The 15,680-nt window shown below is 55.2% G+C and carries 13 protein-coding genes and 1 pseudogene; 5 read left to right on the top strand and 9 right to left on the bottom strand.

Going from position 1 to position 15,680, the window contains the following annotated elements:
- The first annotated feature begins 10 nt into the window (after positions 1 to 10).
- Entirely contained in the window at positions 11 to 3,166 is a 3,156-nt protein-coding gene (gene oqxB / locus AC27FC_RS05385) for a multidrug efflux RND transporter permease subunit OqxB (RefSeq protein WP_047061712.1), read from the top strand.
- A gap of 97 nt (positions 3,167 to 3,263) precedes the next feature.
- Here oqxB and oqxR read toward each other — a convergent pair whose 3' ends face one another.
- The 3 genes from oqxR to AC27FC_RS05370 form a co-directional block, all read right to left on the bottom strand.
- Positions 3,264 to 3,743, bottom strand: a complete 480-nt coding sequence (oqxR, locus tag AC27FC_RS05380) for an efflux pump transcriptional repressor OqxR (RefSeq protein WP_029739386.1) — start codon at positions 3,741 to 3,743, stop codon at positions 3,264 to 3,266.
- Between the two features lie 137 nt (positions 3,744 to 3,880).
- On the bottom strand, positions 3,881 to 5,269 hold the full coding sequence (locus AC27FC_RS05375; RefSeq protein WP_232960289.1) for a sensor histidine kinase: 1,389 nt from the start codon (positions 5,267 to 5,269) through the stop codon (positions 3,881 to 3,883).
- Positions 5,269 to 5,946 carry a response regulator gene (locus AC27FC_RS05370; RefSeq protein ID WP_048980503.1) on the bottom strand — a complete coding sequence of 226 codons (678 nt, stop codon included), beginning with the start codon at positions 5,944 to 5,946 and terminating at the stop codon, positions 5,269 to 5,271. The genes AC27FC_RS05375 and AC27FC_RS05370 overlap by 1 nt, the downstream gene beginning before the upstream one ends.
- Positions 5,947 to 6,149: 203 nt before the next feature.
- Here AC27FC_RS05370 and AC27FC_RS05365 point away from each other — a divergent pair, with 203 nt between their 5' ends.
- Entirely contained in the window at positions 6,150 to 6,986 is an 837-nt protein-coding gene (locus tag AC27FC_RS05365) for a MipA/OmpV family protein (RefSeq protein WP_094935329.1), read from the top strand.
- 123 nt (positions 6,987 to 7,109) lie between these two features.
- Here AC27FC_RS05365 and AC27FC_RS05360 read toward each other — a convergent pair whose 3' ends face one another.
- On the bottom strand, positions 7,110 to 7,658 hold the full coding sequence (locus tag AC27FC_RS05360; RefSeq protein WP_224435094.1) for a hypothetical protein: 549 nt from the start codon (positions 7,656 to 7,658) through the stop codon (positions 7,110 to 7,112).
- Between the two features lie 253 nt (positions 7,659 to 7,911).
- On the opposite strand from AC27FC_RS05360, the pseudogene AC27FC_RS05355 reads away from it, so the two are divergent.
- A pseudogene (locus AC27FC_RS05355) lies at positions 7,912 to 8,338 on the top strand (VOC family protein).
- Between the two features lie 169 nt (positions 8,339 to 8,507).
- Positions 8,508 to 10,223: a SulP family inorganic anion transporter gene (locus AC27FC_RS05350; RefSeq protein WP_094935887.1), complete on the top strand. Its 1,716-nt coding sequence runs from the start codon at positions 8,508 to 8,510 to the stop codon at positions 10,221 to 10,223.
- A gap of 39 nt (positions 10,224 to 10,262) precedes the next feature.
- Here AC27FC_RS05350 and dmsD read toward each other — a convergent pair whose 3' ends face one another.
- The 3 genes from dmsD to AC27FC_RS05335 form a co-directional block, all read right to left on the bottom strand.
- A complete protein-coding gene (dmsD, locus tag AC27FC_RS05345; RefSeq protein WP_094935886.1) occupies positions 10,263 to 10,877 on the bottom strand; it encodes a Tat proofreading chaperone DmsD in 615 nt (204 codons plus the stop codon).
- Between the two features lie 93 nt (positions 10,878 to 10,970).
- Positions 10,971 to 13,409, bottom strand: a complete 2,439-nt coding sequence (gene ynfE, locus AC27FC_RS05340) for a selenate/tellurate reductase subunit YnfE (RefSeq protein ID WP_126327642.1) — start codon at positions 13,407 to 13,409, stop codon at positions 10,971 to 10,973.
- Positions 13,410 to 13,540: 131 nt separating this feature from the next.
- A complete protein-coding gene (locus AC27FC_RS05335) occupies positions 13,541 to 13,807 on the bottom strand; it encodes a DUF1161 domain-containing protein (RefSeq protein ID WP_029739394.1) in 267 nt (88 codons plus the stop codon).
- Between the two features lie 104 nt (positions 13,808 to 13,911).
- Between AC27FC_RS05335 and AC27FC_RS05330 the strand changes: the two genes are divergently transcribed.
- Positions 13,912 to 14,622 (top strand): YnfC family lipoprotein, encoded by a 711-nt coding sequence (locus tag AC27FC_RS05330; RefSeq protein ID WP_033145401.1) that lies wholly within the window; start codon positions 13,912 to 13,914, stop codon positions 14,620 to 14,622.
- Between the two features lie 17 nt (positions 14,623 to 14,639).
- On the opposite strand, the gene speG is transcribed toward AC27FC_RS05330, so the two are convergent.
- Entirely contained in the window at positions 14,640 to 15,200 is a 561-nt protein-coding gene (gene speG, locus AC27FC_RS05325; protein WP_023311549.1) for a spermidine N1-acetyltransferase, read from the bottom strand.
- The gene (locus tag AC27FC_RS05320) at positions 15,200 to 15,538 is read right to left on the bottom strand and encodes a DUF1283 family protein (protein ID WP_023311550.1); all 339 of its coding nucleotides are present in this window, start codon (positions 15,536 to 15,538) and stop codon (positions 15,200 to 15,202) included. The genes speG and AC27FC_RS05320 overlap by 1 nt, the downstream gene beginning before the upstream one ends.
- Between the last annotated feature and the right edge of the window lie 142 nt (positions 15,539 to 15,680).

Raw genomic sequence — 15,680 nt, 5'->3', positions numbered from 1 at the left:
GAATCCATCCATGGACTTTTCCCGCTTTTTCATCGACAGGCCGATTTTTGCCGCGGTGCTGTCGATTCTGATTTTTATCACAGGGTTAATTGCCATCCCGCTGCTGCCGGTGAGCGAATATCCTGACGTCGTGCCGCCAAGCGTGCAGGTGCGCGCGGAGTATCCGGGCGCCAACCCGAAAGTGATTGCCGAGACGGTGGCGACGCCGCTGGAAGAGGCGATCAACGGCGTTGAGAACATGATGTACATGAAGTCCGTCGCGGGCTCCGACGGCGTGCTGGTCACCACCGTCACCTTCCGTCCGGGAACCGACCCGGATCAGGCGCAAGTGCAGGTGCAAAACCGCGTCGCGCAGGCCGAAGCGCGTCTGCCGGAAGACGTGCGGCGCCTGGGCATTACCACCCAGAAACAGTCCCCGACGCTGACGCTGGTGGTGCATCTGTTTTCGCCCAACGGTAAGTATGATTCCCTGTATATGCGTAACTACGCCACGCTGAAGGTGAAGGACGAGCTGGCGCGCCTGCCCGGCGTCGGCCAGATCCAGATTTTCGGCTCGGGTGAATACGCGATGCGCGTCTGGCTGGATCCCAACAAGGTGGCGGCCCGCGGGCTGACCGCGTCGGACGTGGTCACGGCGATGCAGGAGCAGAACGTACAGGTGTCCGCCGGGCAGCTTGGCGCCGAGCCGCTGCCGAAAGAGAGCGATTTCCTGATCTCCATTAACGCCCAGGGCCGTCTGCATACCGAAGAAGAGTTCGGCAATATTGTCCTGAAAACGACGCAGGACGGTACGGTCGTCCGCCTGCGCGACGTGGCGCGTATCGAAATGGGGTCCGGCAGCTATGCGCTGCGTTCCCAGCTGAACAATAAAGACGCGGTCGGGATTGGTATCTTCCAGTCGCCGGGGGCGAACGCCATTGATTTGTCTAACGCGGTGCGCGCGAAAATGGACGAACTGTCCACGCGCTTCCCTGCGGACATGAAGTGGGCGGCACCTTACGATCCGACCGTTTTCGTGCGCGACTCCATCCGTGCGGTGGTGCAAACGCTGCTGGAAGCGGTGGTGCTGGTGGTGCTGGTGGTGATCCTGTTCCTGCAAACCTGGCGTGCGTCGATCATTCCGCTGATCGCGGTGCCGGTTTCGGTGGTGGGTACCTTCAGCATTCTCTACCTGCTCGGCTTCTCGCTGAATACCCTGAGTTTGTTCGGGCTGGTGCTGGCCATCGGCATCGTGGTGGACGACGCCATCGTGGTGGTGGAAAACGTCGAGCGAAACATAGAAGAGGGGCTTGCTCCGCTTGCGGCGGCGCATCAGGCGATGCGCGAAGTGTCCGGGCCGATTATCGCGATTGCGCTGGTGCTGTGCGCGGTGTTTGTGCCGATGGCGTTTCTCTCGGGCGTTACCGGTCAGTTCTACAAGCAGTTTGCGGTGACGATCGCGATTTCCACGGTCATCTCCGCCATTAACTCGCTGACGCTCTCTCCGGCGCTGGCGGCACTGCTGTTAAAACCGCACGGCGCGCCGAAAGATTTCCCGACCCGGCTTATCGATCGTCTGTTCGGCTGGATTTTCCGTCCGTTTAACCGCTTTTTCCACCGCAGCTCGAACGGCTATCAGGGGCTGGTGGGCAAAACGCTGGGACGACGCGGCTCGGTATTTGTGGTGTATCTGCTGCTGCTCTGTGCCGCTGGCGTGATGTTTAAAGCGGTGCCCGGCGGGTTTATTCCGACGCAGGATAAGCTGTACCTGATTGGCGGCGTGAAAATGCCGGAAGGTTCTTCGCTGGCGCGCACCGACGCGGTGATCCGCAAAATGAGCGAAATCGGGATGAATACCGAAGGGGTGGATTACGCGGTTGCATTCCCGGGGCTGAACGCGCTGCAGTTCACCAATACGCCGAATACCGGGACGGTCTTCTTTGGCCTGAAGCCGTTCGACCAGCGCAAACATACTGCGGCGGAAATAAACGCGGAGATTAACGCGAAAATCGCGCAAATTCAGGAAGGTTTTGGCTTCTCCATCCTGCCGCCGCCGATTTTAGGGCTGGGTCAGGGGTCGGGCTATTCTCTGTACATCCAGGACCGCGGCGGTCTGGGGTATGGCGCGCTGCAAAACGCGGTGAACACCATGTCCGGCGCGATTATGCAGACCCCGGGAATGCACTTCCCGATTTCAACCTACCAGGCTAACGTTCCGCAGCTGGACGTGCAGGTCGACCGTGACAAGGCGAAAGCGCAGGGCGTGTCGCTGACCGATCTTTTCGGAACGCTGCAAACCTATCTGGGCTCGTCGTACGTGAATGACTTCAACCAGTTCGGCCGTACCTGGCGCGTGATGGCGCAGGCCGACGGGCAGTTCCGCGACAGCGTTGAAGATATTGCGAATTTACGCACCCGTAATAGTCAGGGCGAAATGGTGCCGATTGGCAGTATGGTGAAAATCACGACCACCTACGGGCCGGATCCGGTGATCCGCTACAATGGCTACCCGGCGGCGGATCTGATTGGCGATGCCGACCCGCGCGTGCTCTCGTCCTCGCAGGCGATGACGCAGCTGGACGCCATGTCTAAGCAGATCCTGCCAAACGGGATGAACATTGAATGGACGGACCTGAGCTTCCAGCAGGCGACGCAGGGCAACACGGCGCTGATCGTCTTCCCGGTCGCGGTGCTGCTGGCCTTCCTGGTCCTGGCGGCACTGTATGAAAGCTGGACGCTGCCGCTGGCGGTGATCCTCATCGTGCCGATGACCATGCTCTCCGCGCTGTTTGGCGTCTGGCTGACCGGTGGCGATAACAACGTCTTCGTGCAGGTGGGGCTGGTGGTGCTGATGGGGCTGGCGTGTAAAAACGCGATTCTTATCGTGGAGTTTGCCCGCGAGCTGGAAATTCAGGGCAAAGGCATTATGGAAGCCGCGCTGGAGGCGTGCCGCCTGCGTTTACGTCCGATTGTGATGACCTCCATCGCCTTTATTGCCGGGACTATTCCGCTGATCCTCGGCCACGGCGCGGGCGCAGAAGTGCGCGGCGTCACCGGGATCACGGTCTTCTCCGGGATGCTGGGCGTGACGCTGTTTGGTCTATTCCTGACGCCGGTGTTTTACGTGACGCTGCGTAAGTTCGTGACGCGCGGGAAAAAAGAGGAAAGGGACGTTCTGCCCGCGTAAGAACGCTGCAGATAATAAAAAACCGCCTTCATTGTGAAGGCGGTTTTTTTACATCTGAATGTAGACCGGGTTAGCGCAGCGCCACCCGGCAAGATCGTTAAGACGTTTTTTGATACTGGGCAATAAGGTCCGGGAGGGGATCCCATCCGCTGCTATCGGCGTTTTTGACCGCTTCAAGGGCGCTTGCCACGGTATGGCGGGCCAGTACCGCTAACGAAGCCTCCTCGGCTTCTTCGGATATCGATTTGAAGTACCAGCAGGCGTTAGCGCTGACAACGCAGCGGGCCGGCACGTCAGGGCGCGACGCCCACAGCTTTTTATCTTCGATGACCGAAAGGTAGATGTCGCGCAGGGTGATCTCTTCCGGCGGGCGACCAAGATGAATTGAGCCGTTACGGCCAAGCGTTGAGACGATAATGCCGTCACGCGTCAGCGGAACCATTAATTTGCGGATGAAGCTCGGGTTCGCTTCCAGGCCGTAGGCCAGAATCGCACTCGTGGAACGTTCACCCAATTGCTCCGCCATCGCTACGCTGAGAACCATCTGCAAAGCTGTCGGGAAGCGGTAATCTAACATTTCTCTGTCCTGGGTTGCGGTGAATCTTGTTCTTTTTGGCACCGCAGAGGTGAATAAGCAATAAACAACAATATAACAAATACGGTAATTATTTTGAAGCAATCTGCGGCATTTGCGATCGAACTCCCTGTTCTGATTTAGCAAAACGTGCGGTTCGGGAAGTCAACCGTCGCCATCAGGCCACCTTCAGCGGAAGAACTCAGGTTTACGCTGCTGTTGTGTTGCTGCGCCACCGCTTTGACGATGGCAAGCCCCAGCCCGCTCCCGCTTTGCACCTGATTGGGGTCGCGGAAAAACCGGTCGAACACGCGCTCGCGCAGTTCAACCGGAATACCGGGCCCTGCATCTGAAACGCGAAGCCGCGCGAAGCCATCTGCTATGCAGACATCGACCTGAATCCGCCCGCCCTCGGGACTGTACTTCACGGCGTTCTCAATGAGGTTATCAATAAGCGATACCAGGCGTTCCCTGACGCCGGGGATCCAGATGTCATCCTCGGCGAAGAATTCCAGCTCAATCCTGCGCGCAGACGCCAGCGGTTCCAGCTCGGCCATTCGCTCCTGGATGAGCGTCGTCAGCGGCACGGTCTCCATTTCCGTATCAATCCGCGCTTCGCTGTGCATCATCAGCAGCAGCTGGTTGACGAGACGCGCTGCCCGACTGTTGCTGCGAATCACCCCCGCAAGCAGCTCCTGCTGACTCTCGCTAATGACCCAGGACTGCAGCGCTTCCACGTTGATGCGCATCGCCGCAAGGGGCGTACGCAGCTCGTGCGCGGCATCCGCAATGAAAACCCGTTCCCTTTCCGCGCTTTCACGCACCCTGGCAAGGAAGTCATTGATCGCATCCACCATCTGGCGAAGCTCCCTGTGTCCGGGAACGGCTTTTAAAGGGGAAAGATCGTCAGGCGTGCGTAGCGTAATTTCATTGACCACCTTGTTCCAGGGGCGCATCGCAATGCGGATTGACAGCCACGCGGGAAACAGAAGAAAAGGGAAGCAGACCAGCAGCGGCATGATGTAGTAGCCGCGCGAGTTAAGGTAGATAAAGAAGTTCCAGCCGCCGGCCGGGGTGAAAAGGGTAACCTCCACGTCGGAATGAGCGGATTTAAGGGTTCGGCTGGTCCAGGTACGACCATCGCTCTGAACACGCTGCATTTCCCCAAACCGGGTGTTGGTTACCCCCGTTGGCGCATCAGGCGATGAAAAAATAATCGCGTTATTTTTGCGCACGATGAAGTTGATTGACAGCGCGGGATCTTCGCCGCCGCCATAGCCCTCACGCAGCGCTTTGCTAAAGGCTTCCAGCACCGCGGTGCGATCCTGCGGGTGTTCGTCCATCCGCTCGACCAGGGTAAAAAGGGTGTCGTAGGTATGACTGCCCGTAAGGATGGGAGGGCTGCGCAGATCCTCCCACAGAATAAAGGTTAAAAATAGACACCACAGCAGGGTAAGCAGCAGCAACTGGGCGATAATAATTCGCCGTACCAGCGTTGGGCGTCTCAGGTGGTACCAGACGTTTTGCATTACCCTGTCACCTTCTGGACTGAAACGGTATCAATGACATACCCGACGCCCCGCACCGTTCGCACATAGCCATCGCCGATTTTTCGCCGCAAATTTCCCATATGCACGTCGAGCGCATTGCTGAGGTTCTCTTTGTTGCCGAATATCCGTTCTTCCAGAAACCGTCGCGTAATGACGCGGTCAGCGCGCAGCATCAGCGTTTCCAGCAGCGCATATTCACTCGCCGTCAGGTCTACGTGGCGCGCGCTCACCGTCACGCGGCGCGTTGGAACATGAAGCGATAAGCCTCGGATTTCTATCGCCTCATTTTCGAAACCGTAGCTGCGCCGCGCCAGGGCTCTCACCCGCGCCAGCAGCTCGGCGAGAATAAATGGCTTGACGAGATAGTCGTCCGCACCGGCATCCAGCCCGCACAGCCGGTCCTGCAGCGTACCTCGCGCCGTCAGAATGATGACCGGGATCCCCTTGAGCTGCTGACGCAAACGCGCCATCAGGCTCATGCCGTCGCCGTCGGGCAGCCCCAGGTCGAGCAAAATAAGTTCCGGCACGCAGACGTCCAGCTGATGCAGCGCATCCTCTTTGCGGCGAACCCATATGACGTCAAACCCTTGATCGGAGAGGGCGATACGTACGCCGTTGCCGAGATCCAGGTCGTCTTCGATTAGTAGAATTTTCACACTGGCAACTGTATCAACCGTGAATGAAGAACTTCTTAAGAAAAAAACGGTATCAGGAAACCTGCCCGGTTTACAGCGTCTGCTCGCGCTTCAGTGTTTCTTCATGTTCGGCTCATAAGAACCTTAGGGTCGGTATTCAAAATGGGCGTTCTGGCGGTTAACCGCATGCATCGTCATCATTTGAATCCAGAAGGGCTTCTTTAATGAGAAACATCGAACTGCGTCATACGTTTCCCCATTTACTTCCGGGCCGCAGCCTGAAAAACCTCGTGCCGGGCGTCGTTCTGGCGTTACTGGCTACGCCCGTACTGGCGGCAGAACAGAGCCAGGGTAACGTCTTAACCCTGGGGGGCGGCGTGGACGTCGCGCCGCGCTACTCGGGTTCCGATAAAACCCGCGTTTCCGCAGCTCAGGTGGTGGAGTACGCCATGGCAAACGGCTTCTTTATCGGCACCACGCGAGGGATCGGTTACGGCAACAACTTTGGCAATCTTGATTACAGCGCCGCGCTGAGCTATCGAGTTGGGCGTAAAGATAAAGACGTGAGCAGCGATTCCATCAGCTCCGGCAGCGACGAGCTGCGGGGAATGGGCGAGATAAAAGGCTCGGCAATCGTTGTGCCCGGGCTTGAGTACAGGGTGACCGACTGGCTTCACCTGCAGCTGCAGGCAGAGGTTCCGGTTTCTGAGAGGGACAACGGTGAAGCGGTGCATTTCGGCATTTCCAGCCCGTTCTATACCTCACCCAAAAATGAGGTGACGCTGGCGCTGACCGGCAGCTGGGGATCCGACAAGTACATGCAGACCTACTATGGGGTCAGCGCCGCTCAGTCGAGCGCATCGGGTTTTGCCCGACATGACGCCGGGGCCGGGATTTATAGCTACTCGATGAATCTGGACTGGACCCACAGGCTCACCTCGCGCTGGAGCGTCCTTGCCTCAGCGGGCGTTACGCAGCTGACGGGGGATGCGGGTGATAGTCCCATTGTGCAACGCAAAACATCGCCCACGGGGAGTTTGAAGGTGACGTACAGTTTTTGATTGTGGGCCGCGGTGGCTTAACGTTTTGAGCACGCACTTGCGGTAATTAAAGCCGCTCCGGTTGAGATGGCGGGGCGGTTCCCTTTGCAGACAGTTACAGCACTGCACACGTGGTTGACGGATTTATCTAAAGCTCCATTGTGCCGTAATGACAAACACGGAAGGTATGATAATGCCCACATCCATTCCAAAATAAGACGTAAAATTATACTGGAGCCCATGATATATATAGGGCGAAAATCCTATCCCTGTTGCTTTTTTAAAATCATGGTATGAACCATGGTCACCACAATCATCGAAAGTATCAAAGAAAAATTCACCTACATATCCATAGATTCCTTTAAAAACCCAACCGTTATCCCATCCAGCCCAGTCTCTTCTTACGCCGGCTGCCAGGCATCTGTCATTAAAGCTGTTTTTCATTGTCCCTAGCACAAGACTGTATTTCGACGTATCCGATAATTTCCTCTCCACGGATATGAACTTATTTTCAAAGTTCTCCGTGTATTGTCCTCGATTATGCGTCAGATGATAAACGTATGAGCCGGTGTTTATTGAATACAGATTTATTTCATCTGCAGAGCAATACAACGTAAAAAGATAAAAACTTCCGCACCACAGCCATGTGGGGCATCTTTTCCGAACTGTCTGCTTATGTGGAATATTATCCATATTCGCTCACTTTGGCTAACGTACTGAAATTATAAGGACTGTTTTCGGTCTTCAGCTGGATAAATTTTAGCATACATACCAAAACTCGAGATATTCACGTCACGGATTGGGGGCTGAAATTACGATAGGACATGTTCTGAGAACCCTTACCCCACGCGCTTACAGGAGTGAAAATCAGCCTTTTACCGCCGCTAAAATCATAGACTCTGAGGTATAATCGCTGTTCAGAAAACGGCAAAGAGGAGGTGGCAAGATGCTGACTTATATCACCATAGGTACAAATGATCTTCAGCGCGCCGTGGCGTTTTATGACGCGATTTTTAACGTGCTTGGCTATTCACGTTTGCCTGCCTGGACCGAGGACTGGGCAATGTGGGGAGATGAAAATAATCCGGATGAGGGGGTTTAGCTTCTGTATTTGTCCTCCATTTGACCGACAACCCGCAACGGCGGGAAACGGGACAATGTTCGCATTCCGTGCAGCTAACGCGGAGCTTGTCAGACGTTTCCATGCGGCAGGCCTTCTTGCGGGAGGGAGGAGTGAAGGCATGCCAGGGACACGAACCGCATACGGCCCCGATTTTTATGTTGCCTATCTGCGCGATCCTGGCGGGCATAAGCTGGCATGCGTTTGTCAGCATTATTCTCCTGAAGCAGATACGTTCCCAGACGAAGAATAGTCACAAGCGGTCGTTTTTGAACTATGTTTAATACCAGTCAGAATAATAAATAGTTCAACTGTTATTAGATTCTGAACAGTGGCGCCTTAATCCGGAGCATTTGAAAGCCAGAACCTCACTGAGAAGTGTGCCAGCATGACGTGGCTAATATCCCTATCCGGAGAACAACGTGTTCGGAAAACAATTGCTAAACTTCATGCCAGGTTTACAAACTTTGTTAGCCTACGATAAAAGCTGGCTAAAACATGATATTAAAGCCGGGTTATCCGTTGCGGCTGTCGCGCTACCCGTGGCTATTGCTTATGCTGAATTGGCGGGTGTTGGGGCAATAGTGGGGCTCTATTCCTGCGTTTTACCGATGATAGCGTATGCACTCTTTGGTTCTTCACGTCAGCTTATTGTGGGCCCTGATGCCACGACCTGCGCGGTGATTGCTGCCGTCGTGTTTCCTCTTTCTGCAGGTAATTCCGAACTGCACTGGCAGCTGACCATTATCATGACGTTGATGATGGGCGGGTGGTGCCTGCTTGCCAGTAAATTCCGCCTGGGCGCACTTGCCGATCTGCTTTCACATCCCATCCTTACGGGTTTGCTTAATGGCGTTGCCGTGACGATTATTGTCGGGCAATTAGGCAAGGTGTTGGGGATAAAACTCGACGAAGCGCAGGTTATTGAGAAAATAATGGCCTTGCCAGGCCGTCTTTCAGAAAGCCATTTATTAACCGTTGGCATATCGCTTTTAACGTTAATTATTTTAATGGCGATCAAAACGTATCGCAGCCACTGGCCGGCACCGTTGATTGCCATTGTGATGACAACGCTACTGGTATGGGCGACATCTGCGCAACAGTACGGTATTGCCACTATTGGGGGTGAAGGCTTCCAGCCTGGTTTACCCGGCGTTGACTGGGGCGCTTTCCAGCCCGGTCCGATGCGTGATTTAGTGATCCCGGCACTGAACCTGGCGTTGGTCAGTTTTGTCAGCCTGATGCTGACCGCCCGCAGTTTCGCCGCGAAAAATGGCTATGAAATTAATGCTGATGCAGAGTTCAGAGCGCTGGGTATTGCGAACATTATGTCTGGGTTATCTCAGGGGTTTGCTATCAGTGGAGCCGATTCCCGGACAGCGGTTAATGATTCAGTGGGTGGGAAAAGCCAGCTGGTTTCCATCGTCGCAGCCTTACTTATCGGTATCGTAGTGGTGTTTTTCACTCAGCCATTACAATTTATTCCGGTATCTGCATTAGGTATTGTTCTGATGTACGCATCCTGGTCATTAATTGATCTGCGCGGGTTATGGAATCTGAGGCGAAGAAATAAACAGGCATTTCGCCTGGCCTTCTTCACGTTTGGCTGTGTGTTAATTATCGGCGTCATCCAGGGGATCGGCCTTGCGGTGTTGCTTGGCCTGTTACAGTTCCTGCGTACGGTGTTTCGTCCCTCCGAGCATTTACTGGGAACTGACGAAAATGGAATGATTCACTCATTAGGGAATACAACCGATATTAAAATGGTCCCGGGCGTGCTGATGTATCGATTTAACTCCCCGTTGACCTATTTTAACGTGGCTTATTTTAAACGTCGGGTATTGAACCTGGTTGATGGTGCAGCAGTACAGCCTAAATGGGTGGTCATTGATGCCGTTGCATGCTTCACCTATTCAGATATCAGCGTTCTGGCAACCATAAATGAGTTAAAGCGCGATCTGAAAGGTCGAGAGATTATGTTAATCCTTGCGGGCAGAAAAACGGAATTAACGCGCTGGTTTAAAGATAGCCGGCCAACAATGAATGATGATGACATGATTCTGGCGCCAGACCTCTATCTGGCACTTCGGTTCATTCAAAGCAAAGAGAGTGCGAGTGAATCAGGTGGCGAGGTATAAGCTAAAGGCTTGCCCGCCGACCGCGAGCAAGCCACACCCTTAGCGATACAGCGTTTTTTCCGCAACCGGAATAAGCAGCCCAGATCGCCAGTCCGCGAGCGTCAGCTGCGCAAGCCTGCCCAGCGCGGTATAAAACGGATGCCCGGCGTTGTCGACAAACACCGACAGGAAGCGGGTGCTCCACGGCAGCAGGTGCCACGCCAGAAGCCGATCGCACTCCGCTTCGCGGCCGTTCTCGGCCAGCCACGCTGCGAGCAGCAGCAAAGTACCGAAATGATCTTCCGGCTCATTTTGCTGCATCTCAAACGCGATATTGTTCTCACGCATCCACTGGCGCAGCGCGAGGGTCGAGTCGCCAAACAATACGGATTCACGGTCCAGCCAGACGGAACCCCACGGCGGAGCGGGCAGGGCATACGGACCAATAAACAGCCGTTGCCAGGCGTCCGTCAGCGGCTCATCGGAAGATGAAGCAAACGTATCGGCAACGGGCTGCAGCGTTTCCGAAGGCAGGGGCCAGTCCTGAACCCATTCGCCAGCGGTGAGCGCTTTCACCAGCGGCGCGGCCTGCTCGCTGTCGGGAGCGAAATAAAACAGCGCGCCCAGCACCCGGGCGCTGAACGCGAACGATTCACGATGTGAGACGTCTTTCATTAAACTTTCCTTGCTCGCGCGGATGACGCCCGCGCGACTGTGTTAACCGATAATACTGACCATAGAATAAACCAGGGTCTCGCGTTTCACCCTCTACACCTTCTCAATCTGCACCAGATTGGTGTGCTGCGGGTTGCCTTTTGCCAGCGGAGAAGGTCGATGGGTCGTCAGCGTGTTGATGCATGAACCGTGATCGATACGATCGCCATTCATATTGGCATCATGCCACGCTCCCTGGCCCATGGCGCTCACGCCGGGCATGATGCGTGGCGTGACTTTCGCTTCAATTCGCACCTCGCCGCGATCGTTAAATACGCGCACCGTATCGCCGTTCTTAATGCCGCGTTTTGCTGCATCGACAGGATTAAGCCACACCTCCTGGCGACAGGCCGCTTTCAGCACGTCGACGTTACCGTAGCTCGAGTGGGTACGGGCCTTGAAGTGGAAGCCGAACAGCTGCAGCGGGAACTGCGCGCGCTCGGGCGCATCCCAGCCGTCAAAGGTCGACGCGTAGACGGGCAGAGGGCTGATGGTCTCATCTTTTGCCAGCTCCCAGGTAGCCGCAATCTCCGCCAGCTTGCTGGAGTAAATCTCAATCTTGCCCGATGGCGTTTTAAGCGGATGGGCTTCCGGGTTCTCGCGGAATTTTTTATAGGCCACAAAGTGTCCGTTCGGATCTTTACGCTTATAAATACCCATTTTTTTCAGCTCGTCATAGGAAGGAAGCTGAGGATCTTTCTCGAGCATTTTGGCATACAGGAACTGCAACCACTGTTCCTGCGTGCGTCCTTCGGTGAATTTCTGAAGGATATCCGGCCCGAGGCGTTTCGCCACTTCGCTCATGATCCAGTAGATCGGCTTACGCTCGAACTTCGGCGCGGTCACGGGCTGGAGGAAAATCAGGTAGCCCATGTTCCCGGCGTAATCGTTAGGAATAATGTCTTCCTGCTCGACGGTCATCAGGTCCGGCAACACGATATCGGCGTACTTCGCTGACGAGGTCATGAAGTTGTCGATGACGACAATCATTTCGCACTTGCTTTCATCCTGTAGGATCTCGTGAGTTTTATTGATATCAGAGTGCTGGTTGATGATGGTGTTGCCCGCATAGTTCCAGATGAACTTAATCGGCACGTCCAGCTTATCCTTACCACGCACGCCGTCGCGTAAGGCGGTCATCTCCGGCCCGCGGGCGATGGCGTCCGTCCAGCTGAAGCAGGAGATTTGCGTTTTGACCGGGTTATCCGGTATCGGCATACGTTCGATGGTAATGGTGTAGGTCGACTCGCGCGCGCCGCTGTTACCGCCGTTGATGCCGACGTTTCCGGTGAGGATCGGCAGCATGGCGATGGCGCGAGACGTCAGCTCGCCGTTCGCCTGGCGCTGTGGTCCCCAGCCCTGGCAGATATAGGCCGGTTTCGCGGAGCCGATTTCACGAGCAAGTTTGATGATGCGATCCGCAGGAATGCCGGTGATGCGTGAGGCCCACTCCGGCGTTTTCGCCGTGTTGTCATCGCCCTGGCCGAGAATGTATGCTTTGTAGTGGCCGTTAGCGGGCGCGCCTTCCGGCAGCGTTTTTTCGTCATAGCCCACGCAGTATTTATCCAGAAACGGCTGGTCGACCAGGTTTTCGTCGATCAATACCCACGCGATTCCCGCCACCAGCGCGGCATCGGTACCCGGACGGATCGGGATCCATTCATCTTCGCGTCCGGCTGCCGTATCGGTATAGCGCGGGTCGATAACGATCATGCGCGCATTGGATCGCTCGCGGGCCTGCTCCAGATAATAGGTAATCCCGCCGCCGCTCATGCGGGTTTCCGCCGGGTTATTGCCGAACATCACCACCAGTTTGCTGTTTTCAATATCCGAGGTGCTGTTGCCATCGTTGCTGCCGTAGGTGTAGGGCATCGCGCAGGCGATTTGCGCCGTGCTGTAGGTGCCGTAGTGGCTCAGGAAACCGCCGTAGCAGTTCATCAGGCGCGCCACCAGCGAAGCGTAAGGTGAGGAGCGGGTGATATTGCCGCCGACGATGCCGGAAGAGTAGTTGATGTAAACCGCTTCGTTGCCGTATTTGCTAACCACCTCTTTCAGGCTGGCGGTGATGGCGTCAAGCGCTTCATCCCACGTGATGCGCTCGAACTTGCCTTCTCCGCGTTTGCCCACGCGTTTCATAGGGTAGTTGAGACGATCGGGATGATTGATCCGACGGCGAATAGAACGACCGCGCAGGCAGGCGCGCACCTGATGGTTACCGTAAATATCTTCACCGGTGTTATCGGTTTCGACCCAGTACACTTCGTCGTCGCGGACGTGCAGACGCAGCGCGCAGCGGCTGCCGCAGTTGACCGAGCAGGCGCCCCATACCACTTTATCTTCAGCAGGCTGAACGGCGTTCTTCACCGCCGCGGCGGCGCTTTTTAAGCCGAAAGGAAGTGAGATCCCACCGGCGGCCAGCGCCAGAGACCCTATTGCCGTAGATTTCACGAGAGTTCGACGGCTAATTCCGCCGTGATGTTCAGTATCGGACATGGCTCACCCCATCATTATAATTACGTATTATTTTTCCCGAAATGATAACCGGGCTAATGATGGGGTGAGTGTTACTGATTTGGGGGTATTAAATCTTAATCCTCATCAAGTCAAAGGGGATTGAGGGTAAATTACTGCGCTTCAGCAGCCCCGTTGCCTGTGCGGGTGTACAAAATTTTAAAGGTGTCGTTGGCGCAGTGGCCTACCACCTGCGTGCCCGCCTGGTCAGCCTGGTCGTTCGGCACAATGCTCAGCGTAAAACCTGATTCAGGCACGCCGTTGTTGATAATTTTCTGCTGAATGTCGCTTTTCACGCGCTCGCAGGAATCCGGTGCCGCCAGCGCGGCCGTTGAGGCACTCATTAACAGCAGGGCGGTAATCCAGGGTAACCGTTTCATCTCTAGCTCCTTTTCTCTGTGTAGAGATTAATTTTAGCAGGCTTCGTGTAAACAACTGTATTTGCTAATATGATTGGGAATAATCTCCCTGTACGGTAATAAATGTGAAGAAATACGCAGCGATAACGCTACTGGCAGCAACACTGGTGGGGTGCGACAACAGCTCCGCGCCGCTGTCGTTTACGCCCGAGATGGCGAGTTTCTCGAACGAATTTGATTTTGATCCGCTGCGCGGCCCGGTGAAAGACTTCACCCAGACGCTGCTCAACGAGAAGGGCGAAGTGTCCAAACGGGTGACCGGCACCGTGTCGGCGGAAGGGTGTTTCGATACCCTGGAACTGCACGACCTGGAGGCCAATACCGGCGTGGCGCTGGTGCTGGATGCCAATTACTACCTTGATGCGGAAACCCAGCAGCGAAAAGTGAAGCTGCAGGGGAAATGCCAGCTGGCCGAACTGCCGTCAGCCGGGATAACGTGGGATACCGACGACAACGGTTTTGTGGTGGCGGCGCACGGCAAAGAGATGGAAGTGAAGTATCGTTACGATGCGGATGGCTACCCGCTGGGCAAAACCACCGTCTCGGGGGATCAGCACCTGTCCGTGCAGTCGACGCCGTCTAAAGACGTTCGCAAAAGAATGGATTACTCGGCAGTGAGCATGTTGAATGACAAGCCGCTGGGTAACGTGAAGCAGAGCTGCGATTACGATCGACACAATAATCCGGTGAGCTGCGATCTGACGATCACCGACGATAGCGTCAAACCTGCCGTTGAGCACAAATACACCATCAAAAACACGATTGAATACTACTGAGAATAAAACCGCGCAGGTTACTGCGCGGTCGGTTTCAGCAGGCTGGCGCCTGACGGCTTGTGTCCGGCCAGGTGCTGATGCTGGAAGATGCACATGCGAATGGTATTGCGGTATTCGCCGTTGATAAAGAACTCGTGAATCAGCTCGCCTTCCACCATAAAGCCCAGCTTGCGGTAGATATGGATCGCTTTCTCGTTCTCTTTATCCACAATCAGGTAAAGCTTGTAGAGATTCAGAACGTTGAATCCGTAATCCATTGCCAGCTTCGCTGCCCGTGAGGCAAGGCCTTTTCCCTGATGCTCAGGGGAAATAATGATCTGAAACTCCGCCCGACGGTGAACATGGTTGATTTCAACCAGCTCCACAAGACCGGCTTTTTCGCCTTCACACTCCACCACAAAACGACGTTCACTCTGATCGTGAATGTGCTTATCGTAGAGATCGGACAGCTCAACAAAGGCCTCGTACGGCTCTTCGAACCAGTAGCGCATTACGCTGGCGTTATTGTCCAGCTGGTGGACGAAGCGCAGGTCTTCGCGCTCCAGCGGGCGAAGCTTAACGTCGCAGGGCGCCGACATTACGGGGCTACCGTGCGGCCAGTGCGGCGATCCAGGCAGCGCAGGGTGTTTGGCTCCCAGTAGGCGTTGACGTTTGCACTTTGCTGACACTTATCGCGCGCGTCAAAAGCGACATCTTCTTTGTCCCACTCTTTCTCAGCACGTTTGTTGACCTTGTGACGAAGGCTGCGGGTGTCATTCCATTGTTCTTTGTCCATGGCGGCGTTCTGGCGGCTTTGCGCGCTGTCACCAGACTCAATAATGAGCTTGCTGGTTTCCGCTGTCGCAGAGGCGGCAAAGGCGAACGATGACAGCGCCAGCAGGGCTGTCAGACAAAGGCGTTTGCTTAATGTGGTCATAGCGTTTCCTTTTAAACGGGTGCAGATAATCAAGTTACCCCGAACAGATTCTACACCAAAGCGAAAAGACGGCATACCCGCGGTGCAAGTATGGAAAAGTAAAGGATATCATCAGGTATGATGTCTAAATAGATCCTCACCT

The sequence above is a fragment of the Enterobacter sp. C3_dUdeg genome (genome assembly GCF_057536195.1).
The sequence above is the reverse complement of the archived record's forward strand: the minus strand, read 5'-3'. Positions and strand labels throughout refer to the sequence as shown.